The 23,824-nt window shown below is 37.2% G+C and carries 22 protein-coding genes; 18 read left to right on the forward strand and 4 right to left on the reverse strand.

The features are described from left to right. Window positions 1-152: 152 nt before the first annotated feature. Entirely contained in the window at window positions 153-1,094 is a 942-nt protein-coding gene (gene era / locus IQ215_RS11400) for a GTPase Era (RefSeq protein WP_193801474.1), read from the forward strand. 112 nt (window positions 1,095-1,206) lie between these two features. Next, on the forward strand, window positions 1,207-1,407 hold the full coding sequence (locus IQ215_RS11405) for a hypothetical protein (protein WP_193801476.1): 201 nt from the start codon (window positions 1,207-1,209) through the stop codon (window positions 1,405-1,407). Between the two features lie 6 nt (window positions 1,408-1,413). Here IQ215_RS11405 and IQ215_RS11410 read toward each other — a convergent pair whose 3' ends face one another. Then, window positions 1,414-1,710, reverse strand: coding sequence for a TIGR03792 family protein (locus IQ215_RS11410; RefSeq protein ID WP_193801478.1), 297 nt, complete (start codon window positions 1,708-1,710; stop codon window positions 1,414-1,416). Between the two features lie 97 nt (window positions 1,711-1,807). On the opposite strand from IQ215_RS11410, the gene IQ215_RS11415 reads away from it, so the two are divergent. The 9 genes from IQ215_RS11415 to IQ215_RS11455 all read left to right on the forward strand — a co-directional run bounded on the left by IQ215_RS11415 (window position 1,808) and on the right by IQ215_RS11455 (window position 13,342). Beyond that, window positions 1,808-2,719 (forward strand): branched-chain amino acid transaminase, encoded by a 912-nt coding sequence (locus tag IQ215_RS11415; protein ID WP_193801480.1) that lies wholly within the window; start codon window positions 1,808-1,810, stop codon window positions 2,717-2,719. 284 nt (window positions 2,720-3,003) lie between these two features. Continuing rightward, entirely contained in the window at window positions 3,004-3,327 is a 324-nt protein-coding gene (locus IQ215_RS11420; protein WP_193801482.1) for a thioredoxin family protein, read from the forward strand. A gap of 217 nt (window positions 3,328-3,544) precedes the next feature. Continuing rightward, window positions 3,545-4,732: an LL-diaminopimelate aminotransferase gene (locus IQ215_RS11425; protein WP_193801484.1), complete on the forward strand. Its 1,188-nt coding sequence runs from the start codon at window positions 3,545-3,547 to the stop codon at window positions 4,730-4,732. A gap of 93 nt (window positions 4,733-4,825) precedes the next feature. Beyond that, the gene (locus tag IQ215_RS11430) at window positions 4,826-4,954 is read left to right on the forward strand and encodes a photosystem II protein Y (RefSeq protein ID WP_193801485.1); all 129 of its coding nucleotides are present in this window, start codon (window positions 4,826-4,828) and stop codon (window positions 4,952-4,954) included. Window positions 4,955-5,400: 446 nt separating this feature from the next. After that, the gene (mnmE, locus tag IQ215_RS11435; protein ID WP_193801487.1) at window positions 5,401-6,777 is read left to right on the forward strand and encodes a tRNA uridine-5-carboxymethylaminomethyl(34) synthesis GTPase MnmE; all 1,377 of its coding nucleotides are present in this window, start codon (window positions 5,401-5,403) and stop codon (window positions 6,775-6,777) included. A gap of 522 nt (window positions 6,778-7,299) precedes the next feature. After that, window positions 7,300-9,216 carry a hypothetical protein gene (locus IQ215_RS11440; protein ID WP_193801488.1) on the forward strand — a complete coding sequence of 639 codons (1,917 nt, stop codon included), beginning with the start codon at window positions 7,300-7,302 and terminating at the stop codon, window positions 9,214-9,216. Between the two features lie 67 nt (window positions 9,217-9,283). Beyond that, window positions 9,284-10,693 (forward strand): YcjF family protein, encoded by a 1,410-nt coding sequence (locus tag IQ215_RS11445; RefSeq protein WP_193801490.1) that lies wholly within the window; start codon window positions 9,284-9,286, stop codon window positions 10,691-10,693. A gap of 3 nt (window positions 10,694-10,696) precedes the next feature. Beyond that, on the forward strand, window positions 10,697-11,320 hold the full coding sequence (locus IQ215_RS11450) for a TIGR04282 family arsenosugar biosynthesis glycosyltransferase (RefSeq protein WP_193801492.1): 624 nt from the start codon (window positions 10,697-10,699) through the stop codon (window positions 11,318-11,320). A 366-nt stretch (window positions 11,321-11,686) separates the two neighbouring features. Then, the gene (locus IQ215_RS11455; RefSeq protein ID WP_193801494.1) at window positions 11,687-13,342 is read left to right on the forward strand and encodes an NAD+ synthase; all 1,656 of its coding nucleotides are present in this window, start codon (window positions 11,687-11,689) and stop codon (window positions 13,340-13,342) included. 7 nt (window positions 13,343-13,349) lie between these two features. Here the strand turns inward: IQ215_RS11455 and IQ215_RS11460 are convergent, their stop codons facing one another. Then, window positions 13,350-14,333: a GntR family transcriptional regulator gene (locus IQ215_RS11460; RefSeq protein WP_193801495.1), complete on the reverse strand. Its 984-nt coding sequence runs from the start codon at window positions 14,331-14,333 to the stop codon at window positions 13,350-13,352. A 111-nt stretch (window positions 14,334-14,444) separates the two neighbouring features. Then, window positions 14,445-14,873 (reverse strand): CAAD domain-containing protein, encoded by a 429-nt coding sequence (locus IQ215_RS11465; RefSeq protein WP_193801497.1) that lies wholly within the window; start codon window positions 14,871-14,873, stop codon window positions 14,445-14,447. A 373-nt stretch (window positions 14,874-15,246) separates the two neighbouring features. Here IQ215_RS11465 and lepB point away from each other — a divergent pair, with 373 nt between their 5' ends. The 7 genes from lepB to IQ215_RS11500 all read left to right on the forward strand — a co-directional run bounded on the left by lepB (window position 15,247) and on the right by IQ215_RS11500 (window position 22,410). Continuing rightward, window positions 15,247-15,804: a signal peptidase I gene (gene lepB, locus IQ215_RS11470; RefSeq protein WP_193801499.1), complete on the forward strand. Its 558-nt coding sequence runs from the start codon at window positions 15,247-15,249 to the stop codon at window positions 15,802-15,804. Between the two features lie 321 nt (window positions 15,805-16,125). Continuing rightward, window positions 16,126-17,043, forward strand: a complete 918-nt coding sequence (locus IQ215_RS11475; RefSeq protein WP_193801506.1) for a metal ABC transporter solute-binding protein, Zn/Mn family — start codon at window positions 16,126-16,128, stop codon at window positions 17,041-17,043. 75 nt (window positions 17,044-17,118) lie between these two features. Beyond that, window positions 17,119-18,501 carry an OB-fold nucleic acid binding domain-containing protein gene (locus IQ215_RS11480; RefSeq protein WP_193801514.1) on the forward strand — a complete coding sequence of 461 codons (1,383 nt, stop codon included), beginning with the start codon at window positions 17,119-17,121 and terminating at the stop codon, window positions 18,499-18,501. Between the two features lie 266 nt (window positions 18,502-18,767). Further along, the gene (locus IQ215_RS11485; RefSeq protein WP_193801516.1) at window positions 18,768-19,190 is read left to right on the forward strand and encodes a hypothetical protein; all 423 of its coding nucleotides are present in this window, start codon (window positions 18,768-18,770) and stop codon (window positions 19,188-19,190) included. A 292-nt stretch (window positions 19,191-19,482) separates the two neighbouring features. Then, window positions 19,483-20,541 carry a photosystem II D2 protein (photosystem q(a) protein) gene (gene psbD, locus IQ215_RS11490; protein WP_015221810.1) on the forward strand — a complete coding sequence of 353 codons (1,059 nt, stop codon included), beginning with the start codon at window positions 19,483-19,485 and terminating at the stop codon, window positions 20,539-20,541. Beyond that, the gene (gene psbC, locus IQ215_RS11495; RefSeq protein WP_193801523.1) at window positions 20,525-21,904 is read left to right on the forward strand and encodes a photosystem II reaction center protein CP43; all 1,380 of its coding nucleotides are present in this window, start codon (window positions 20,525-20,527) and stop codon (window positions 21,902-21,904) included. The genes psbD and psbC overlap by 17 nt, the downstream gene beginning before the upstream one ends. Before the next feature lie 89 nt (window positions 21,905-21,993). Next, on the forward strand, window positions 21,994-22,410 hold the full coding sequence (locus tag IQ215_RS11500) for a secondary thiamine-phosphate synthase enzyme YjbQ (protein ID WP_193801575.1): 417 nt from the start codon (window positions 21,994-21,996) through the stop codon (window positions 22,408-22,410). Here IQ215_RS11500 and IQ215_RS11505 read toward each other — a convergent pair. Beyond that, window positions 22,407-23,702 (reverse strand): FAD-binding oxidoreductase, encoded by a 1,296-nt coding sequence (locus IQ215_RS11505; RefSeq protein ID WP_193801525.1) that lies wholly within the window; start codon window positions 23,700-23,702, stop codon window positions 22,407-22,409. The genes IQ215_RS11500 and IQ215_RS11505 overlap by 4 nt on opposite strands. Window positions 23,703-23,824 lie beyond the last annotated feature (122 nt).

The following is a 23,824-nucleotide window of genomic DNA, read 5'->3' on the forward strand; positions in this document are numbered from 1 at the left end:
GGTGATGGGGAGTAGGGGTGATGGGGAGTGATAATATATTTTCTAAATCAGAGCTTAGTTATTAATTGTCAATTTTTATTAGTCTTGATCTGTGTTACTTTTGAGTAAGAGATACACCACGAATACTTTCAGGATATTTTGTAATATTTTCTATGTCCAATGTTAACGATTTTGTTTCGAGCATTATTCCCATCGCTCCAGAAAATTTTAAGTCTGGTTTTATAGCTATTATAGGGCGACCCAATGTTGGTAAATCAACTCTGATGAATCAATTAATCGGTCAAAAAGTTGCCATAACTTCCCCCGTTGCCCAAACTACTCGTAATCGTTTAAGGGGTATTTTAACTACCGATGACGCACAAATTATTTTTGTGGATACCCCCGGGATTCATAAGCCTCACCATGAATTAGGACGAGTTTTAGTTCAAAATGCAGTTTCAGCGATTAACAATGTGGATGTGGTTTTGTTTGTGGTTGACTGTGCGCAAAAAGCAGGAGGGGGCGATCGCTACATAGCCGAATTATTGCATAATAGTTCTACCCCCGTAATTCTCGGTCTTAATAAAGCAGATTTACAAAAGGGGAATAGTGAAGATATTGACGCTAGTTATCAAGAAATTTGTGAACCCCATTGGCAACAAGTAAAATTCTCCGCTACCAGCGGTTTTGGCTTAGAAAATTTACAACAAAAATTAATTAATAATCTCGATCATGGTCCTTACTATTATCCTCCAGATTTAGTAACAGATCAACCAGAAAGATTTATTATGGGGGAATTAATTCGGGAACAAATTTTACTATTAACAAGGGAAGAAGTTCCCCATTCCGTTGCAGTTACCATTGAAAAAATGGTAGAAACCCCCAAATTAACTAAGATATATGCGGCTATTAGTGTAGAAAGAAAGTCCCAAAAAGGTATCATAATTGGCGATAAAGGTAGTATGTTAAAAGAGATTGGCTCTGCTTCCCGTCAACAAATGCAAAAAATATTAAGTGGAAAAGTATATTTAGAATTGTTTGTAAAAGTTGAACCTAAATGGAGACAATCAAGATTAAGGTTAGCTGAATTTGGTTATCAAGTTGATAAAGGTTAATTAATAACTACCATGTTTGACTATAATTAATTAAGGCAAGAAAATGTTTTCCTATGGTCTTTTTCCTGCTTTGATAATTTTATTTTTTGAGAATTAATTTTAATTTTTTATAATGTTAAATCTTATTACAAATCCAGATCCAAATATCATTTTTTTATTAGCTTTATTACATTGTTTGATCGGTTTATCCGCTGGAATTGTCGCTGATACTAAAGGTTATTCTTTCGCTCTTTGGTTGCTAATAGGTGCGATCGCAGGTACTTTAGGACTAATCACCTCCCTACGTCTTAAACCCTTGATAAGAGCAAATTAGGACATATTAAACCCGATAAAATTCCCTTGACTCAATCATTTCAAAAGAAATATTCCCCATTGCTACCTTAAACTTACTCTCGATAAACTTCAGACTCTCCACGGGGATAGCCTTCCACAAATCCCGAGAAGCCCAAGTAATCACAAAAATAATCTCATCCTCACAATCTGGATTAATCCAAATCTGCTTATCCACAAATCCTTGATAATTTTTTAAATTACGAGTCCAAATTAACCTATCTTGCTCCAAAAAAAAACCATGATGGCTAGGGCAAACCCGAAACTTTAACCACTCAATAACCATCCCTAAACCTTAACAATAAATAATGTTGAATATTTTAATGATACGATTAAGACACCTATATAATTATAAGACTGATTAAAATTTATTGATCCCAATTATGCCTGATTTTTTATCCATCGCCTACTTTGAAGGTAATTTTGTTCCCTTTGCCCAAGCTAATATTTCCATTGCTACCCACGCCCTACACTATGGAACAGGAGCTTTTGGCGGCCTAAGAGGTACTATTAACCCTCAAAATCCCCAACAGGTGTTATTATTTCGCTTAGATCGTCACTGCAAAAGATTAAGTAATAGTGCCAAATATTTGCATTATGATTTATCCGCCACAAAAATTTATGATGTAATCACCGACTTTGTTCGTAAAAACGCTCCCACAAAACCATTTTATATTCGTCCTTTTGTTTATACTTCCGATTTAGGAGTCGCCCCCCGATTACACAACATCGAGAAAAACTTTTTTGTCTATGGTTTAGAGATGGGTGATTATTTATCCCCCGATGGAATTAGTTGCCGTATTAGCTCTTGGTATCGCCAAGAAGACCGTAGTTTACCCCTCAGAGGTAAAATCAGTGGAGCATATATTACCTCTGCCCTAGCGAAGACTGAGGCGGTGGATGCTGGTTTTGATGAAGCTATTTTAATGAATTCCCAAGGTAAGGTATGTGAAGCGACGGGAATGAATATTTTTATGGTAAGAGATGGTAAGTTAATTACCCCTAGTTTTGATCAAGATATTCTTGAGGGTATCACTAGGGATAGTGTAATTACCATTGCACAAAATTTAGGTTTTGAGGTTCAACAAAGGGAAATAGATAAGACAGAATTGTTTATTGCTGATGAGTTATTTTTATGTGGCACTGCTGCTAAGGTTACTCCTGTTAAGAGGGTAGAAAATTATCATTTACCCCAAGATAAACCTATTACTAAACAAATTAAAGACTCTCTCACTGCTATTACTGAAAATCGTGATTCTAATTATCAAGATTGGATTACGGTAATTGATCTATAAAATTTGATATGGTTGCGCTGATATTTAACTTCAATTAGGCATGGTAGCCTTCAATACATGCTACTTCCGTACAGGTTATAAGCATTATACTTTTTTTATAGATTTAGTATTAAACCTATTTTCTGTCCAATGAAGTTGTTTAAGGGCTAAATTGAGTTTTGCCGATGATCTTATAGCCCTATAATAGTATTTTATGGGGCTACAGCCTAAACAATAGTTTTACACATAATCCCTAGTCTTTTGATGATGGGATATTTAGTTTTTCAATTTATTATTTTTTTGTTATGAGTAAAGTAATCGAAATCCAAGATTCTCAGTTTAATGACGAAGTGGTTAAGTCTGGTGAAACGGTGTTAGCATATTTTTGGGCGCCTTGGTGTGGCCCTTGTCGTTTGGTTTCTCCTTCGGTTAGTTGGGTGGCGGAAACCTATGGCGATCGCCTCAAGGTGGTAAAATTAGAAGTTGATGCTAGTCCTGATAGTGTGGCTACCTGTAAGGTAGAAGGTGTACCAGCCCTAAGAATTTTTAAGGAGGGCGAAATCATTAATTCCCATGAAGGGGCTATTGGTAAACAGGGATTACAACAGTTTGTTGAATCAGCTGTTTAATTTTTTTGTGAGGGTGGAAAATGGGGAATAGTTTTTGATTGTCAATTAATCATCTCAAAATCTTTTATTATTTCTTAATTCTACCCTCTTGATTTTCATAATTTTCCCTTAGAAAAAGAGAGATAATTGTTAATCATAAATTTGAATATTAATTAACTGCTCTGTGTTTAAAGCTAGTTTAAAAATTAATATAGCATAATAAAATAATTAAAAAATAATGGAATTATCTAAGAGAATTAAACCATTAAAAAGTAATGTTTTTGCTGATATGGATCAGGCAAAATCTGAGGCAGTAAAAAATGGTAAAAATTTAATTGATTTGTCTTTAGGTTCAGCTGATTTACCTACCCCTAAACATATTTTAAGGGCGATCGCCTCTTCTTTGGATAATTCCGCAAACCATGGTTATTTATTACACCGAGGCACATCAGAATTTAGACAGGTAATAGCAGATTGGTATGGGCAAAGATTTGGGGTAAAAGTTGATCCTGATACCGAAGTATTGCCCCTCATTGGCTCTCAGGAAGGCACTGCCCATTTACCCCTAACTGTCCTAAATGAAGGGGATTACGCCCTAGTATTAGATCCGGGTTATCCTTCCCATGCGGGGGGTGTATATCTGGCAGGGGGGCATATTTACCCCATGGCTTTGTTAGCCGAAAATGATTTTTTACCCCAATTTGAGCAGATTCCCCATGACATTTTATCTCGCTCAAAAATGATGATTTTGAGTTATCCCCACAACCCCACCAGTGCGATCGCCCCTAAAAGTTTTTTTGAAAAAGCAGTTAATTTTTGTGAGCAAAATGAGCTTGTTTTAGTTCATGACTTTCCCTATTTAGATATTTATTTTGACAATAAAAAACCCCCCTCAATATTACAAACAGATCCAGAAAAAAAAGTTTCTATCGAATTTTTTACCTTTTCAAAATCTTATAATATGGGTGGATTTAGAATTGGTTTTGCCATTGGTAATAGTCTATTAATTACCGCCCTTAAACAAGTAAAATCAGTCATCGACTTTAATCAATATAAAGGCATTTTAGAAGGTGCTATGGTTGCCCTCACCTCCTCCCAAGAATGCGTCCAAGAAACCGTCAACATTTATCGTCAAAGACGAGACTTTTTAGTTAACTCCCTAAGAAATATTGGCTGGGAAGTCGATACCCCCTCCGCCACCCTTTATCTATGGGCAAAATTACCCCCTAAATACAACGATTCCATTAAGTTTTGTGTCGATTTAGTTCAAGCCACAGGAGTCGCCCTTTCCCCGGGGGCAGGTTTTGGGAAGCAGGGCGAAGGCTATGTGAGGTTTGCCCTAGTGCAACCTGTGGAGGTTTTGCAAGAGGCAGTAGATAGAATTGGGGTTTTCCTTCACACCATGGACAAAAACAAATTATTATGAGAATATGAAGGGTGAATAATTTAAAAAATCGTCCTTTTATTTGGCGATAGTATCAATTTAATACATTTATAACAAAAAACTGGAGAAGTAAAAATGGACTGGAGAATTGTTGTTGTATTGTTACCTCTAGGGATTGCCGCAGGTTGGGCTGTTTTTAATATTGGTGCAGTGGCTATCAGTCAATTACAAAACTTCCTTGCTAAACGTAATGAGCAAGGCTAAATGAATAATTGACAATTAACAATGGACAATGGACAATTGAAGCTAATTGGTTTCTGGTAACTTATTATTTAGGTATCTTGAATTAATCTTTATTTTTGATAAACGTGCAAAAAGTTCAGGAAAATATGTCCTATTAACTTTTTGGATTAATAAGAATAGAGATTAGAAAAAACCAGATCAATTAATTTTGGTTGTATATTGTCCGTTGTGTTGTGGAACAAAAAAAAGAGTTGTTGCGAAATCCGCTCAGGAGAGTAAACTAATCAAATTAATCAACGAATATATTAAAACAACCTCAATTCGAGATAATGATTGTCAGTCTGGTAGGGGACGTAGCATGCTGCGTCCGTACAGGTTACTGGTGACAGGTTGCAGGTAATAGTTTGTTAATTGTCCATTATCAATTGTCAATTGTCAATTTGTAAAAAATTTCCCCCTTTGTGTTTGTGAAAGATATAGTTCAACAAGATACCATAGTTGCGATCGCCTCGGCAGTAGTACCAAATCAGGGTAGTATTGGTATAGTAAGATTGAGCGGTGTTGATGCCCTAAAAATTGCCCAGAAAATATTTAAACCCCTAGGAAAACCAAAATGGCAATCCCATCAAGTCATTTATGGTTATGTAAAAAACCCTATTACCGATAAAGTCGTTGACGAAGCATTGTTGATTTATATGCAATCTCCCCGCTCGTTTACAAGGGAAGACGTGATAGAGTTTCATTGTCATGGGGGTATTATTCCCGTGCAACAGGTATTAGAATTATGTTTAGAATATGGCGCGAGGTTAGCCAATGGGGGGGAATTTAGTTTACGGGCGTTTCTCAATGGCAGAATTGACTTAACCCAAGCTGAAAGTATTGCCGAGATGATAGGGGCAAAATCTGCCTATGCTTCTCAAGTTGCCTTGGCTGGATTACAAGGAAAACTCGCCCAACCGATTAGGGATATGCGTCACAATCTTTTGGATATTTTGGCGGAGGTGGAAGCAAGAATTGATTTTGAGGATGATTTACCCCCCCTCGATGAGACACAAATTATTAAAGATGTTGAGCAAAATTTAACTAAGATAAAACATATTTTAGCCACAAAAGAACAAGGAGAATTGTTGCGCAGTGGTTTAAAAGTTGCCATTGTCGGGCGCCCCAATGTGGGAAAATCTAGTTTATTGAATGCTTGGAGTAAGAGCGATCGCGCCATAGTTACAGATCTACCAGGAACCACTAGGGATGTGGTAGAATCTCAACTGGTGGTAAATGGTATCCCCATCCAAGTATTAGACACCGCAGGTATTAGGGAAACAGAAGATACCGTCGAAAAAATTGGTGTGATGCGATCGCTCAAAGCCGTTAACCAAGCAGATTTAGTCTTGTTTACCATCTCTGGGGAAACAGGATGGATGTCAGAAGACGAGGAAATCTATCAACAAATCAAACACCTTAATATCATCCTTATCATCAATAAAATTGATATTGCTAAGGAAAACTTAACCTACCCCCCAGAAATAAGCCAGATAGTCAAAACCGCCGCCACCATCCAACAAGGTATTACCGACTTAGAAAACGCCATCATCAACACCGTAGAAACAGGCATCACCCAAGCCCAAGATTTAGACATCGCCATCAACCAAAGACAAGCCGCAGCCCTTACCCGTGCCAAAGTAGCCTTAAATCAAGTACAAGAAACCATCGATAATCAACTACCCCTCGATTTTTGGACTATTGATTTACGTAGTGCCATTCAAGCCTTAGGAGAAATTACAGGGGAGGAGGTGACAGAGTCGGTTTTAGATCGAATTTTTAGCCGTTTTTGTATTGGTAAGTAGGGGCGGCCGAAAAGTGCTTAGGTTAGGATATTAAGAGGGATGGGGAGTATGGGAGATAGGGGGTGATAGCTTACACTAAACCCGTAAATAAAAATGGCGTTGGTAAATTAAGATATGATTTTTAGTTGAGTTTGGCAATAGGGAATGGGTAATGGGCAATAGTAATAATAGTTTTTATACTATACATTTACTGTAATTCAATAATGCTTCATACTCAAAATCAGCAATGCCATAAAAATATACCCTAGTTCAATTTATTGAACGATAAACCGTTAGCCTTGTAATTTATTGCAAGGGGAGTGATGATTTATTTTCTGTGGATCATTTTTCATTAAACCCTAACGACTTGTTTTAATTCTCATGTTAAAATGTCTTAATAAAAGTATCATTTCAAAATATATTAAATTTTCAGCACTTTTAAAGACAATTATCATTATTACATTTTAGTTATTAACTAACCTTAAAATCAACCCCCACGGGGTAAGTTTAATCAAACATTCTAATTATAAATCCAGTCAAACTATGACGACAAAAACTGATAACAAAAACAATTTGTTCTCTTGGCAAATAATATGTGTTTTCTTGGTACTTTTTTTTGGAGGAGTAGGATTTGCGGCCACCTCCATGTTATTAAGGTTACCAACAAATAATAGTTGCAATAGGTTGTCTTTGTTATTTAGTTCTGCTACCAACCGCTTATACTGCGCCCAGCTGAGGGCTGAAGATAATACCGTAGAAGGTTTTTTGGGAGCTATTGATTTAGTGGCAGATTTACCAGAAGATCATCCCCTGATTAGTGAAGTTGATCGATATATTACCACATGGTCCGATCGCATCTTAGCCATTGCCCAAGACAAATACGAACAAGGTAAGTTAGAGGAGGCGATCGCCATTGCCGAAAAAATTCCCACCCGTGAAGCTAACCAAGAATTAATTACTCAAACCATCGCTACATGGCAAGAGGTTTGGGAAGAGGGAGAAAGTATTGTGGCTGATATAGAAGAAAAGTTGCGCCGTGGACAATGGAATCAAGCATTTTTGGAAACCGTTAAACTTCTCGACTTAGATAATAACTATTGGAGTAGTACCCGATACGATGAAATGGTACAAACCATTACCCTTGCCCAAGAAGAAAGTGGCGAACTAGACGAGGCCTTTGCCTCCATTAACCGAGGAGGCATTGATAATTTAATTAAAACCATCGAGATTGCTTCAAAAATTCCCCAATCTAGCTTTTCCTATGATCGAGCAAGGGAATTAGCCATGGATGCCGAAAACCAAATCATGGATATTGTCACAGATTTAATAGATGATAATAACTGGAGCGAAGTTAGCGCCATTGCCCGTCAAATTCCTAACAATAGCCCCCTAAGAGATAAGGCCAATGATTGGTCAAGTTTAGCTAGTGCAGGAAGAAACGCCAATTTAAACACTGTATCGGGTTTGAATTTAGCCCTTTCCCAATTAGATAAAATTTCCCCTGATAGCGGGGTTTACTCTGAAAGTAGGGAGCTAAAAAATCGCTGGACTTTACAAAAAGAAGACCTAATTTATCTTACCGAAGCAAAAGACTTGGCAAGACCGGGTAATATTGATAGTTTACAACAGGCGATCGCCCGAGCCGAATTTATCAGCGACGAAAATCCTTTACACTCCGAAGCCCAACAAGAAATCAGAAAATGGAGAAGGGAAATTCAAATCAAAGAAGATCAACCCTACCTCAATCGAGCAAGGGAATTGGCCGCCCGTAATACCGTCAGCGGTTGGCAAGAAGCTATCACCCAAGCCCAAATGATTGAACCTAACCGAGCCTTACATAACGAAGCCAGAAACCTCATTGCCCAATGGAGAGGTAACATTCAACGGGTAGAAGATCAACCCACCCTCGACAGGGCCATAAACCTCGGTAGTCAGGGTAGATACCAAGAGGCGATTAATGTGGCTAGTAGCATTGCTAGTAATCGTTCTTTACATGGGGAGGCACAAACTAGAATTAGATCATGGCGTAGGGAAATTACAGCCCGACAAAACTTTGAACAGGCGAGTCAAATTGCCCAAAACAGAGATGCTCAATCCCTTTCCCGTGCCATTACCATTGCCCGTCGTATTCCTTCTTCTACGGATGTTTCTGCTCAGGGTAGAAATGCTGTTAACACCTGGTCAGAAAAGCTTTTAGCCATTGCTAGACGCACCAATTCTCTACAGGAGGCCATTAATATTGCGGAGATGATTCCGTCCGGTACTTCGGCTTATAATGCTTCTCGTCGAGATATTCAACAGTGGCGCTCTCGTTTAGCACCTCCCCCCGCTCCTCCTCGCAATAATAATACAAATCCCAATAATGTTACTCCCCGTAATAATGATTCTGGTTCAGAAATTACCCCTGTGCCTGAAAATGAGTTTCCCCCAGAACCAACTTTGGAGCAAACCAGTTTTTAATGGGTGGTGAGAAGGGGCAAGAAACATTTTATGATAGTTTTGCCTTTGTTTTATTTCTTTTGTTGTTATGAATATTTCTATTAAGAAACCAATTTTAATTTCTGGTGTGGGGCTTTCTTTCCTGATTTTTATCGGGCAACGGCTATCTATGTCTTTTCCCCATCTGGGGGAGTATGGTTTTTGGGGTTTAATTTTGGTAAGTGGTTTTTTTTGGTTGTTTAATCCTCGTGCTAACAAGGATGATTCTGTTACGGTTTTTGAGCCTATTACCCCAGAGATTTTTGATCAAGCCCTTGAGCAAGTTAAGCGGTTGATTACCATTTTTGCTCAGGAGTCCGCTTCTTCAGATACTATTTTTACTCAACGTCTTCAAACTATTGTTAAGGGCGATCGCACCATAGCCCACGTTGCCATGGTTAGTAACCATAAATTAAATAGTCAATATTTAAAAAATATCCTAGAACAAAAGATCCCCAAAAATACTTGTCAATTTACTAATTTTACCGCTTCTTCCCTAGATTATCATACCTTTGAAACACTACTTGTTGATTATGATTTAGTGTTACTTATGGTACAGGGAGATTTGACAGAGTCGGAAAAAGATATTATTCAAAAATTAATTAGTAATCAACAAAAAACTATCTTAGTATTTAATCAGTCTGATTATAATTTACCAGAAGAACAAGAAATCATTAAAGCACAATTAAAGAATAGAATTAAAGGCATTATTAACCTCGAAGAATTAATAATTATTTCTACTAAAAATGAAGTAATAAAAGTAAAAAAATATCAAGATAAAGAAAACTATCAAGAATGGCAAGAAAATATTAATCCTCAATGTGAAAATCTTCTTAATTATCTTTCTCAAACCCTTACCGAAAATTTATCTGATTTATTTTTAGCTACCAATTATAGACAATTATTAAAACTCAAAAAAGATATTCATCAACAAATTAATATTATCCGAAAACAAAAAGCCTTACCCATCGTTGAAAAATATCAATGGATTGCCGCATCCGCCACCTTCGCCAATCCCGTAGCGAGTTTAGATCTTTTGGCCGTCGGTGCTATTAACACTCAAATGATTATCGATTTAGGTAATATTTATCAACAAAAAATAACCGTTAATCAGGCTAAACAAATATCCCTTGAATTAGCTAAATTAATTATGAAATTAGGTATTGTGGAATTGTCCTCAAGGGCGATCGCATCTATCTTGAAAACCAATACTATTACTTATATTGCAGGGGGAGTAATGCAAGGTATCAGTGCCGCTTATTTAACTAGAATTTGCAGTTTAAGTCTCATCGAATATTTAGAAAAACAAGATATTAGTACCGCAAAAAATCATTCTACACTAAACATTGACTTTATTAAAAAAAGCATTGAAAAAATATTTAAAGACAACCAAAAATCAGAATTTTTAAATAACTTTATTGTTCAAACTACACAAAAACTAGGATGGCAGAAAGTATAACAAATGTCTAAAAAAACCTTAGCAATTTTTACTCGCTATCCCGAAAAAGGTAAAACAAAAACTCGTTTAATTCCCGCTGTAGGTGCTTCAAAAGCCACTCAAATTCAAAAATTGATGACCGAAAATATATTAAAAATAGTAGAAAAACTAGAGGAAGAAATCACAATTAAAATATATTATACAGGGGGTAATCAAACCTTAATGGAACAATGGCTAGGTAAACAATGGCAGTTTATACCTCAACAGGGAAAAGACTTAGGAGAAAAAATGTTTTCCGCCATAGAATCTAGCTTTAAAACAACAAAAATGCCCGTCGTCGTCATTGGCATTGATTGTCAATCATTAACCATTGATATTTTAAAACAAGCATTTTTAGCCCTAAACAATCATGATTTAGTATTAGGAAAAGCCGAAGATGGTGGCTATTACTTAATAGGTTTAAAAACTCCCCAAAAAGGAATATTTAATAATATTAAATGGGGAACAAATGCTGTTTATAAACAGACTATAAGTATTGGTGAAAAACATAATTTATCTGTGTTTAATCTACCTATTTTAGCTGACATTGATAGACCAGAAGATTTAGTTAATTTACCTCAAAATATAAAAAATTTATTAACTATATAAATGAATAATAAGGAGATAAGGCCATGGGGAGTAAGGTTGATAATAGTTTAATTTATTGAACCAAATACTGTTAGCCATGTAATCAATTACACGGCGGGGCAACTGGCAAGATAAAATCTATTTATAATGAATTTCCCGAATTCGATATTAGTTTCTATGTCGATATTTTTGAAGAATACCTTGCCTTTAAATTAATATCTTAGACGCAACTTTTGTGGGAAAAATTATTATCATTATGGTAACTAATCTATAATTTCTATCGGCCTTCTTTCATTGCCTACTTTCCTGTTAAATTTAAATTCAGCAATGCCCCCATTAATATTAAGATTTTCATTTTTTTCTTCATCCCTTTAAATTATATCAACCATGAAAATTGCGATCGCCCAGTTAAACCCCATTATTGGGGATATTAAAAATAATGCCCAAAAAATTATTGAAGTTGCCCATCAAGCCTCCCAAGACAACGTCGAATTATTATTAACCCCAGAATTATCCCTATGTGGTTATCCCCCCAAAGATTTACTATTTCGCCATGATTTCATTACCATGATGGCAGAAGAATTAAAGGCGATCGCCCTTAAAGTACCAAAAAATATTAGTCTTCTCATTGGTTTAGCCACAGAAAACCCCCAAGCCATGGAAAAAGGAGAAAAACCCCTTTACAACAGTATCGCCCTAATCCAAAAAGGAGAAATAAAACAAATCTTCCATAAACAACTGCTTCCCAATTATGATGTCTTTGAAGAAAAACGTTATTTCGCCATCGGTAAAAATAGCAATTACTTTGAAATAAATAACATCAAAATAGGAGTAACTATCTGCGAAGACTTGTGGAATGACGAACTATTTTGGGGGAAAAAAAATTATAAAATAAACCCCATAAAATCCATTCAAGAAAAAGGAGTAGAATTAATCTTAAACCTTTCAGCATCACCCTACGTACTTAGGAAACAACAACTAAGAGAAACCATGTTAAAATACTTAGTTAATAGACATAAAATACCCATTATTTATGCAAATCAAGTAGGGGGAAATGATGACCTTATTTTTGATGGAAATAGTTTTGCCGTCAATAAACAATCCCAAATAGTAGTAAGAGGAAAAGGCTACCAAACAGACTTAATCTACCTAGAATACTCATCACAAACCAAAGATATATTACCAGGCAACATCGCCACCATTGCCACAGAAGAAGAAGAAATCTATCAAGCCCTTATCCTTGGAGTCAAAGACTACGCCCATAAATGTGGCTTTAATAAAGCAGTATTAGGTTTAAGCGGTGGTATCGATTCCGCCCTAGTTGCCAAAATAGCCGTGGATGCCCTCGGCAAAGAAAACGTCTTAGGAGTGTTAATGCCTTCTCCCTATAGCTCAGAGTATTCTATCATCGATGCACAACATCTAGCCAAAAACCTAGAAATCAAAACCGAAAAAATACCCATCAAACCGATGATGGATAACTTTAACACCTCCCTTCAACCTGTATTTAACGATAACACCTTTGGCATTGCCCAAGAAAACTTACAATCTCGTATCCGAGGCACGATTCTTATGGCATTAGCCAATAAATATGGCTATCTTCTCCTTTCAACGGGCAACAAATCAGAAATGGCTGTAGGATATTGCACCCTATACGGCGACATGAATGGAGGATTAGCCGTCATTGCTGACATTCCAAAAACCAAAGTTTTCGGCCTTTGTCGTTGGTTAAACCATGAGCAAGAGATTATCCCCAATAATATTATCATTAAACCCCCGAGCGCAGAATTAAAACCAGAACAAAAAGACGAAGATTCTTTACCTCCATATCCCATTCTTGATGAGATTCTCGAACGTTATCTTAATTTTCATCAGTCGGAGAAAGATATTATTAACTCAGGTTACGACTACGACACCGTTAAAAAAGTCTTAAAATTAGTCGTGAGAGCAGAGTTTAAAAGGAAACAAGCCCCCCCTGTCTTAAAAATAACTGATAGGGCTTTTGGCACGGGTTGGAAAATGCCCATCGCTAGTCGATGGTAATAACCCATTATCCTAATCCTAATTCTTGTTTTAATAATTGAATCGATTTATCACCAATATAATTATCACTACAAATTAATTTGGGTGGGCGTATTAAATCTTCTTGGGTGGCTAAAATCATTTTTTTTACCCGAGAATAACTATGATTGTCGCAAATAATAGTATGCGCCCGACTAACTAAATTTTGAAGCCGACGATAATCATTGGGTTGGGCTATGATTGTCATAACTTCGTTGCCCCGTAAACTTTGTACCATCATTTCTGCTACCCTTAAAATACCGCTACTTAAACTGACAATTCCTAAACAAGAATCGGCGGGTAATTGTTTGATTATTTGTAATTCTTTGGCATAGTCAGATATATCTACGGGAATGACTCGGATAGATGGCAAGGTTATGATTTCTAATACTTGAGTCACAAAATAACGGCTAGTAACGATGGTGGCTGAGTTTTGTTGCTTAATTATTTTGTGTAATTCTTCGAGGGGAATTAGTTGAATGGGCATCATCAGGGCTTTTTCTAATTCTAATACGATTAATTTTCCCGCTCCCATGTCTGTGGATGGCACTGTCACGAATACAAGGGCGTTACAACTAAGTCTCCAGTCGATTTCTGCTAAAAATAATTCTTTGATTTGTTCGAGGTTTGAGCCTGAAAGTAATAATTGATCTATATTTTGACTGATAATTTGTTCAATTTCTGAGTTTTGGGGGGCGGTTAAATGTTTTAGGGGGGGAATTCCTTCATTTCCTTGGGCTTTGACGTAAATTCCTGAGCCTGTGAGGGATTCTACTAAACCGACTTTTTCTAGTTTTTGATAAACTTTACTGATGGTGTTGCGGTGTAATCCTGTAATTTGGGCTAGTTGACGGGTGCTAGGGAGTTTATGCCCCGGAGGATATTGCCTGGAGGCGATCGCAAATTGAATCTGATCAAATAATTGTTGTGAGGGGGAAATATCACTATCGGAGTGAATTTGGAAGTAAACCATAATCGGTCTTGGATTTTGGTGTTATTAACCCAAAATTTGCCATCAAAAAAGGGTTAGGCAAACTATAATTAACATTTAATTATTATAATCGCTCTAACCCTATCTCGAAATCTATTTGCCACCCAAGATTTGTTTTTTCAAACCATTAAACTCCGCAAATAATTCTTCACGGGTAGAAGCCTTAAGTAAATAGCGGGTGGTAAACCATGCACTGTAACCCAATCCTACCAATTCGAGAATGGAGGATAATAGGGGAATATTACCAATGGCATCTAATACCGAAAGAGTAATATAAACCGTAACCGCCGCCGTGACAATTAACCCAAGGGTAGTAAGGGGTTGTTTATATTCTCCAAAAAAGTTACCCAATTGCTCTGGCACTCCAGACAAAAAGTCCACCGCCACATCAACCCATTCTTGCCAAGGTTGCTCTCCCCCTGAGGCGGGTTGACTTGCGCTAATAATACCGCCCATTTCGTTATCTACTTTGTCCATGGTTTCTGAAGTTTTTGATTCTGTATCCTTAAATTGAGATTCCATAATAATAATTCTCCCTGATTTTTATTTAAATGAAAAATGTTACAGTCAGAATAACCCAATTATTAAATTTACTGACTTTTGCTCATATTATCAAACACTTTTACCAATTTTGGCTGAATTTCTTCGCACTGGTTCATTATTTTCCTTGATTAATCCCTCAAAGTGAACTTTTAATCAGGAATAATTCATTTATTGGCGTTGGAGTGTTTGTTTTTTGTCAAAACTTTATTAATAATAAACTATTAGCTCATTTTTTATTTATCACTAATCATATATCTCTGATTTTTAATACTTTACTAGGTTTGGCTATTTGTTGGACTTTTTTTAGTTTCTTTTTCATCAATCTTAATAACTGTTTACATATCATCTTTTTATGACTAAATCTTCCCCCGAAACATCTTCTATCAAAAAACAACAAATTAAGGAAAATTCTCTAATTATTTTGGTTGGTTTAATAATGGCGATCGCCATTAGAATTTTTATTGCTGAACCCCGTTATATCCCATCAGAATCCATGATACCAACTTTGGAGACGGGCGATCGCATCGTAGTAGAAAAAGTATCTTACAAATTTTCTTCTCCCCACCGTCAAGACATCGTTGTTTTTACTCCTCCTCCTCAGCTGCAAATTCTCGGTTACGAAACCAGTCAAGCCTTTATTAAACGTATTATCGCCATGGGTGGAGACATGGTGGAAGTAAAAGATGGACAAGTATATGTTAACGATATTGCCCAAAAAGAAGACTACATCCTAGAAACTCCTAATTACACCCTAGCGCCAACCATCGTACCAGAAGGAGATTTATTTGTGATGGGGGATAACCGCAATAATAGCAACGATTCTCACCTTTGGGGCTTTTTACCGCAAGAATATATCATTGGCAAAGCAATTTTTCGCTTTTATCCTTTAAACAGTATAGGTCAAATTTGAAAATGACGGCGTTGGTGAATGAAGGTATGATTTTTAGTTTGGTTGGGCAATAGTAATAATAGTTTTCATACTATACATTTACTGTAATTCATAATGTTTCATCCTCAAAATCAGCAAGGCCAAAATGACAAATCATATCAAGTCCACATTCAGAGAATATGTGCGATCATGAAGTGCTGGGCTACGCCCAATCATATAATCAAATCTTATGTTTAAACACTTGTAGAGGTTATAGCCTCTTTTTTTTATGCTTCATTGTCCAATTATGAAAAGATTATGATAAACTCTTATCTAGCAATTATGACAAGATTATGAAAATCAATGTTCAAAAAAATAGCCAAAATTAAATTAATCGTAGTAACCCTTTTCACCATCACAGCTTGTGGTAACAACCAAGTAATCAACAACACCGACGAGAAACTAAACGTAGTAAGTACAACTACCATCATCGCCAACCTTACCGAAGAAATAGGCGGAGAAGCCATTAACCACACAGGAATATTAGCCAGAGGAGCTGATCCACACTTGTACGAACCTGTACCACAGGATAACATCACCCTCGAAAATGCTGACCTAATTTTTTATAACGGTTATAACCTCGAACCCAATTTAATTAGACTCATTGACTCATCAGGGGTAAACGCTCAAAAACTAGCCGTAGCCGAATTAGTAACACCCCTAGATACCGAGGGAGAAGAAAATGTCCCCGATCCCCATGTATGGGGTAACGTAGAAAATGTTATTATCATGGTTAGGGGTATTGAAGAACAACTAATAGAAATATTGCCCCAAGAGGAAGAAACCTTCAGGCAAAATGCTGAAAACTTAGTCGAAGATTTAGAAGAATTACATATTTGGATACAAGAACAAATTGACACTATTCCCCCTTCCCAAAGGCAGTTAGTTACTACCCATGATGCCTTCCAATATTATGGGTTTGCCTATGGTTTAGAAATACCCGGTACTTTAATCGGTATTAGCACAGAAGAGCAACCAAGCGCCCAAACCGTCAGGGATTTAGTAGAAACTATTAATTCTAAGGGGGTAAAGTCGATTTTTGCTGAAACCACTATCAATCCTACTTTAATCGAAACCGTTGCCCAAGAAGCTGGGGTAGAGGTTGCACCGAATGAATTATACGCTGATTCATTGGGGGTTGAAGGTAGTGAGTCAGGTACTTATATTGGTATGATGAGAGCTAATACGGAAACTATTGTTAATGCTTTGAGTAGTCAATAAATATTAGGGCTGTAGGCGAGTGACAAGGAGTTGGAAAATAGCAAGACAAATAAAATCAATTATCGATGATTAGCTATGGTAAAAATAATTAAAAGGCGATCGCACGGCATCCAAAAAGTATATGATATAGGAGTAGAAAAAGACCATAATTTTTTATTAGCAAATGGTTTAGTAGCTTCTAATTGCTTTAACAAATCTCACTCTACCGCCTACGCCTATGTTACTTATCAAACAGCATATTTAAAGGCAAATTATCCCGTAGAATATATGTCGGCCCTGATGAGCGCTAGTAGTGATAGTCAGGAAAAAGTAGAAAAATACAGGGAAAATTGTCTTAAAATGGGCATAGAGGTTAAATCCCCTGATATTAATAATTCCCAAAAAGATTTTACCCCCGATAATAATACGATTATTTTTGGCTTATCTGCCATTAAAAACTTGGGCGAAAGTGCGATCGATAATATTCTTCATGCAAGGCAAGAAGCAGGGGGCAATTTTGAAGACATCAGCGATTTTATGGGTCGCATAAATTTAAAAACCGTCAACAAAAGAGCCTTAGAAACCTTAGTTTATGCAGGGGCATTTGATACCGTTCATAGTAATAGAAAACAACTTTTAGAAGGTTTAGAATTATTAATTAGTTGGTCACAAAAAAGACATCAAGAAAAGGAAAGCGGACAGCTAAATATGCTTGATTTATTGGCTTCTAATGACAAAAATGATACTAATGAAATAGTTTATGCCAATGCTCCTCAACTGCCTAAAATAGAAGATTTTTCTGCTCAAGAAAAACTAAAATTTGAAAAAGAATACTTAGGATTTTATGTTTCTGAACATCCTTTAAAACCCTTTATAGATTCAGCTAAAATCCTCGCTCCTATCAATATCGCTGATTTACCCGAACAAAAAGCAAGAAAAAAAATCTGTGTAGTAGCCATGCTTACCAGTATTAAGCCTCACATTGATAAAAACGGCAATACCATGGCATTTTTAACCGCTGAAGATATTTCTGGACAAGTAGATGCGATCGTTTTTGCCAGTACCTATGATGAAGTTAAAAGCCAACTTAGGGAAGATGTCCCCGTGATTATTTGGGGTAAAGCAGATAAAAATAAAAGAGATGATAAATCCCAAATTATTATTGATTATATAGAAGTAATTGATCAAGTCAAAATGGTATTAATTAATCTCAACTATCATCAAGCTGATAATCCAAAATTGCAAGGAAAATTAAAGAGTATTTTACAAGAACAATCAGGAGAAAAAAATAAAGCTAAAATACCAGTTTTTGCAGTTATCAACGAACTACAAGAAAAGATTTTTATTCGCCTCGGACACAACTACTGGGTACAAAATGCAGAAAACACAATCAACGCTTTACGCAACGCAGGATTTAGCGCCTATGGTCAATGTTTAAATCATTCAATTCAAGAAAAACAAACTATTGAAAATCATTAATTATGTAAATATGAAATAACAATAATTAATTATGCTCTAGCTATTATTAGTGTTTAAAAATTATCATAAAATAAAACAATATTATTTTAAATATACAACTTTACATATTAAATATCTATCAATAATAAAACCGTTATATGATTATGTGTAATCAAAAAAAATATTACAAACAACTGTACAAAATGAAAAGCCTAATCAGGTTAACATCTCTTTTTACAACCCTAACCATTTCAAGTATTTCCTTTTCAGGAATTGCGAAAGCTGAAATGATTGTAGAGACACAAGACGGCAGACAATATACCCTCCCCTTAACAAGAGGAGAAGTAAAAATCATTCGTTTTAGTGAAGACAATACAAATCACAGCGCCTTTGACTCTGCATTTAATTCCGTATGGCAAGGCCGCTGGAATACCTCCGAAGGGACAATGAATTTATCCCAATCAGGAAATATGGTTCAAGGGAGTTATAGTCAGGATAACGGGAGAATCAGAGGACAGGTTACAGGCAATACCCTCAATGGCTATTGGATTGAAAACGGTTCAGCTCAAAGATGCTCTCGAGCTATGGATGGTTCTTTTCATTGGGGGCGAATTTCCTATAAAATGAACGCTAATAGATCCGAGTTTGAAGGTTTGTGGAGCTATTGTGATGGCGAACCCAACAGCGGTTGGAACGGCTCAAAATCTTAAAATAAAAAGCCTTATCCATGCTTTTAGTCAGAGATTACATAACAACCACTAAATGTAACTCTTTTTCTGAGAAAAGTGTGACAATTTGTAAAATTTTTGTTAACAATGGTAAATAGCAAGTCATAAAAAAAGGATTTATTTTGGAAAACCATTAAGATATATCCTTGACTCATGCTATATTAAGAAAAGTTAATGACGTACTGGGAATATTACTCAGTATCAATTTCAGTTTTCTCTCATAAAACAGAGAAAACATCATAGTAAAACTCAAAAAGTTAAGAAAAGAAACATTATGACTATTGCAGTCGGACGCGCTCCAGCGCAAAGAGGGTGGTTTGAAGCCCTCGACGACTGGCTCAAAAGAGACAGATTCGTTTTTGTGGGTTGGTCTGGAATCCTTCTTTTCCCTTGTGCTTATATGGCTTTGGGTGGTTGGTTAACAGGTACTACCTTTGTAACTTCTTGGTACACTCATGGTTTAGCTAGTTCCTACCTCGAAGGTGCGAACTTCTTAACCGTAGCAGTATCTAGTCCTGCTGATGCTTTTGGTCATTCCATCCTATTCCTATGGGGTCCCGAAGCTCAGGGCGATTTTACTCGCTGGTGTCAAATCGGTGGTTTATGGTCTTTCGTAGCATTACACGGAGCTTTCGGTTTAATCGGCTTCATGCTACGTCAATTTGAGATTGCTCGTCTGGTCGGTATTCGTCCTTACAATGCCATCGCATTTTCTGGCCCTATCGCCGTATTTGTCAGTGTCTTCTTAATGTATCCTCTAGGACAATCTAGCTGGTTCTTTGCTCCCTCCTTCGGAGTAGCAGGAATCTTCCGCTTTATCTTGTTCCTACAAGGATTCCACAACTGGACTCTTAACCCCTTCCACATGATGGGTGTAGCAGGTATTCTTGGTGGTGCGCTACTTTGTGCCATTCACGGTGCAACCGTAGAAAATACCCTATTCCAAGATGGTGAACAAGCCAACACCTTCCGTGCGTTTGAGCCTACCCAGGCAGAAGAAACCTACTCCATGGTTACTGCTAACCGTTTCTGGTCTCAAATCTTCGGTATTGCTTTCTCCAACAAACGTTGGTTACACTTCTTCATGTTGTTTGTGCCTGTAACTGGCTTGTGGATGAGTTCTATTGGTATCGTCGGCTTAGCATTTAACCTTCGTGCCTATGACTTCGTCTCTCAAGAGTTAAGAGCCGCAGAAGATCCAGAATTTGAAACATTTTATACCAAAAACATCCTATTAAACGAAGGGTTGCGCGCATGGATGGCGCCCCAAGATCAACCCCATCAAAAATTTGAATTTCCTGAGGAGGTACTTCCCCGTGGTAACGCTCTCTAATAATTCCATAGGCGGTCGTGACCTACAATCTACTGGATTCGCTTGGTGGTCTGGTAATGCTAGACTTATCAACCTATCTGGGAAATTGTTAGGCGCTCACGTTGCCCATGCTGGTCTAATCGTCTTTTGGGCCGGTGCTATGACTTTATTTGAAACCGCACACTTCATTCCTGAAAAACCAATGTACGAGCAAGGTTTAATCCTTCTTCCTCACATTGCGACTTTAGGTTGGGGTGTAGGTCCTGGTGGTGAAATCACCGACACATTTCCTTTCTTCGTAGCTGGTGTATTACACATCATCTCCTCTGCCGTATTAGGCTTAGGTGGACTTTACCACGCCTTACGTGGTCCTGAAACCTTAGAAGAATATTCCAGTTTCTTCGGTTACGATTGGAAAGATAAAAACCAAATGACCAACATCATTGGTTATCACTTAATCCTTTTAGGTTTAGGTGCATTCTTACTTGTATTCAAAGCCATGTTCTTTGGCGGTGTGTACGATACATGGGCCCCTGGTGGTGGGGATGTCCGTATTATTACAAACCCAACCTTAAACCCTGCAACCATTTTTGGTTACTTGGTTAAAGCTCCTTTCGGTGGCGAAGGCTGGATCATGAGTGTTAATAATATGGAAGACATCATCGGTGGTCATATTTGGGTAGGTTTCATCTGTATTGCAGGTGGTATCTGGCACATCTTAACCAAGCCTTTTGGTTGGGCTCGTCGCGCCCTTGTATGGTCTGGTGAAGCATATCTTTCTTACAGCTTAGGTGCTTTATCTTTCATGGGATTCATCGCCTCTGTAATGGTATGGTATAACAACACTGCTTATCCCAGTGAATTCTATGGTCCTACTGGTGCGGAAGCATCTCAGGCTCAAGCATTAACCTATCTAATTCGTGACCAACGTTTAGGAGCTAACGTAGGTTCTGCTCAAGGTCCTACTGGTCTTGGTAAATACTTAATGCGTTCTCCTACTGGTGAAATCATCTTCGGTGGTGAAACCATGCGTTTCTGGGACTTCCGTGGTCCTTGGTTAGAGCCTCTCCGTGGTCCTAACGGTTTAGATTTAGATAAAATCAGAAATGATATTCAACCTTGGCAGGTACGTCGTGCCGCTGAATACATGACTCACGCTCCTTTAGGTTCTTTGAACTCTGTGGGTGGTGTAATCACTGACGTTAACTCTTTCAACTATGTATCTCCCCGTGCATGGTTAGCTACTTCTCACTTTGTATTAGGTTTCTTCTTCTTAATTGGTCACCTATGGCATGCAGGCCGCGCCCGTGCTGCTGCTGGTGGTTTTGAGAAGGGTATTGATCGTGAGAATGAGCCTAGCTTATTCATGCCAGACCTTGACTAATATCGTTAGTCTAGTTTAAAACATAGTTATATAGGGGGTGTTATTTAATAGCACCCTCTTTTTTTTGGTCTAATTTTTAAATGGTTTCTATGGTTTGTCATCAAAATATTCTTAAAATTAAAACCAGTGGTAAGTGTTTACATAATATTACCCGTGATGTTAATGATGTGGTTGCCCAATGGGGTATGGATATGGGATTATGTACGGTTTTTATTCGGCATACCAGTGCTAGTTTGATTATTCAAGAAAATGCTGATCCTGATGTGCTGACGGATTTAAGTAATTTCTTTAGTAAACTTGTTCCTGAAAGTCCTACGGACTATTATCATAGTGCTGAGGGGTTGGATGATATGCCTTCTCATATCCGCTCTGTTTTAACTCATACGTCTATCACTATTCCTGTTAATAATGGTCATCTTTTATTAGGTACATGGCAGGGGATTTATGTTTGGGAACATCGGGAACGATCGCACTTGCGCCAAGTAGTAGTTCATCTCAATAGCTAAAAAAGACGGTTATAAAATACCCCTTGGGGATCAAACTTTTCCTTAATTTTCTTCATCATTTCTAAACCATTGCCTACATAACCCCAAGGTTCTACTTGTTTTTGTAACGCTAAGGGCGATCGCACCATAGACAAATAACCACCATTATCCTCACAAAACCTACGGAGAGCCAAAACTTGATGAGCCCGAATATCTTCCCCAAGAAAAACAAAACCAACTCCACTACTAATATTAATAAAACCCTCATAACCAAAGCGACTAAATAAATTAATTATACGATTGCCCATAAGCCCCACCTTACAAATCGTAGGATAATCCATCACCTTAATATCTTTCCAAAAATTTCTCTCCAGGGCATCCCCAAAAACCAAAGAAGATAAACCCAAATCCTCAGCCCAACTTTCCACCTGTTTAACCTGTTGCTCTACACTAGGCTTAATACCTTCAAAACGTATCCCTAAACCAAAATCAGCCCCACTACCCAAAGCCCCAATGGCAGAATAATGAGCCACAAAATCAGCCATAGTAGGAGTTAAACTAGACTGAGTAATCATATTTCGCAGAACCCCTAAAACCTTCTTTTCTCCAGTGATAAACACAGAACTAGAAGAAGCCATCAAAGGATAAACACGGAAAGTAACTTCCGTAATAATCCCTAAACTACCATAAGAACCCGTAAACAACTTCATTAAATCATATCCCGCCACATTCTTAACCACCTTACCCCCAGCCTTTACAGCCTCACCATCAGCACGAACAAAGGATAAACCCAAAATTAAATCCCTAACCCCTCCATAACGCTGACGCCAACAAAGACTATTTCCCGTCGCCACCACCCCTCCTACCGTGGCATCATCCTCAAAAAAAGGATCAATGGGTACAAACTGACCCCTAGAAGCCAAAAAATGATTTAAATCTTTAATTTTCATCCCCCCTTGTACCGTAATAACCAAATCCTTCTCCCCATATTCCACCACCCCATTAAAGTTAACCATACTAATCAATAAATCAGCAGGTTGGCTTAACCCTCCCCAAGATAACTTCGTACCCTCACCAGTAGGGATAACACGGCAATGATTTCTATAGGCAAAATTAACTAATTGTGATAGCATGACGGTGGTATTTGGAAAAACTAAGTAACGAGGAATACAATCTGCCAACCCAGCCATTTTGATTTTATTTTGCCATCTTGAATTTTGCTTCCATTCTATGATTTCTATAGAATTAACATTACAAAAGTCTAATATTTCCTTGATTTGTCTTGGAGAAGAAGCCTGAAAAAATTGGTTCATTTTGAAAAGATATTAAATAAATTTTTAAACGAGTAATCGATAACTTGTGTCAACCATAACTCGCTTGAAAGAAATAAAAGGATAATACTAATATGCCATTGTAAATTATAATTTGATACTAT

This window comes from Cyanobacterium stanieri LEGE 03274 (assembly GCF_015207825.1).
Taxonomy (GTDB): Bacteria; Cyanobacteriota; Cyanobacteriia; order Cyanobacteriales; family Cyanobacteriaceae; genus Cyanobacterium; species Cyanobacterium stanieri_B.

Bases quoted from the DNA above. Each gene is read 5' to 3' on its own strand.
- era (WP_193801474.1), top strand. From the start codon at position 153: ATGTCCAATGTTAACGATTTTGTTTCGAGCATTATTCCCATCGCTCCA.
- IQ215_RS11405 (WP_193801476.1), top strand. From the start codon at position 1,207: ATGTTAAATCTTATTACAAATCCAGATCCAAATATCATTTTTTTATTA.
- IQ215_RS11410 (WP_193801478.1), bottom strand. From the start codon at position 1,710: ATGGTTATTGAGTGGTTAAAGTTTCGGGTTTGCCCTAGCCATCATGGT.
- IQ215_RS11415 (WP_193801480.1), top strand. From the start codon at position 1,808: ATGCCTGATTTTTTATCCATCGCCTACTTTGAAGGTAATTTTGTTCCC.
- IQ215_RS11420 (WP_193801482.1), top strand. From the start codon at position 3,004: ATGAGTAAAGTAATCGAAATCCAAGATTCTCAGTTTAATGACGAAGTG.
- IQ215_RS11425 (WP_193801484.1), top strand. From the start codon at position 3,545: ATGGAATTATCTAAGAGAATTAAACCATTAAAAAGTAATGTTTTTGCT.
- IQ215_RS11430 (WP_193801485.1), top strand. From the start codon at position 4,826: ATGGACTGGAGAATTGTTGTTGTATTGTTACCTCTAGGGATTGCCGCA.
- IQ215_RS11440 (WP_193801488.1), top strand. From the start codon at position 7,300: ATGACGACAAAAACTGATAACAAAAACAATTTGTTCTCTTGGCAAATA.
- IQ215_RS11445 (WP_193801490.1), top strand. From the start codon at position 9,284: ATGAATATTTCTATTAAGAAACCAATTTTAATTTCTGGTGTGGGGCTT.
- IQ215_RS11450 (WP_193801492.1), top strand. From the start codon at position 10,697: ATGTCTAAAAAAACCTTAGCAATTTTTACTCGCTATCCCGAAAAAGGT.
- IQ215_RS11455 (WP_193801494.1), top strand. From the start codon at position 11,687: ATGAAAATTGCGATCGCCCAGTTAAACCCCATTATTGGGGATATTAAA.
- IQ215_RS11460 (WP_193801495.1), bottom strand. From the start codon at position 14,333: ATGGTTTACTTCCAAATTCACTCCGATAGTGATATTTCCCCCTCACAA.
- IQ215_RS11465 (WP_193801497.1), bottom strand. From the start codon at position 14,873: ATGGAATCTCAATTTAAGGATACAGAATCAAAAACTTCAGAAACCATG.
- lepB (WP_193801499.1), top strand. From the start codon at position 15,247: ATGACTAAATCTTCCCCCGAAACATCTTCTATCAAAAAACAACAAATT.
- IQ215_RS11475 (WP_193801506.1), top strand. From the start codon at position 16,126: ATGTTCAAAAAAATAGCCAAAATTAAATTAATCGTAGTAACCCTTTTC.
- IQ215_RS11480 (WP_193801514.1), top strand. From the start codon at position 17,119: ATGGTAAAAATAATTAAAAGGCGATCGCACGGCATCCAAAAAGTATAT.
- IQ215_RS11485 (WP_193801516.1), top strand. From the start codon at position 18,768: ATGATTGTAGAGACACAAGACGGCAGACAATATACCCTCCCCTTAACA.
- psbD (WP_015221810.1), top strand. From the start codon at position 19,483: ATGACTATTGCAGTCGGACGCGCTCCAGCGCAAAGAGGGTGGTTTGAA.
- IQ215_RS11500 (WP_193801575.1), top strand. From the start codon at position 21,994: ATGGTTTGTCATCAAAATATTCTTAAAATTAAAACCAGTGGTAAGTGT.
- IQ215_RS11505 (WP_193801525.1), bottom strand. From the start codon at position 23,702: ATGAACCAATTTTTTCAGGCTTCTTCTCCAAGACAAATCAAGGAAATA.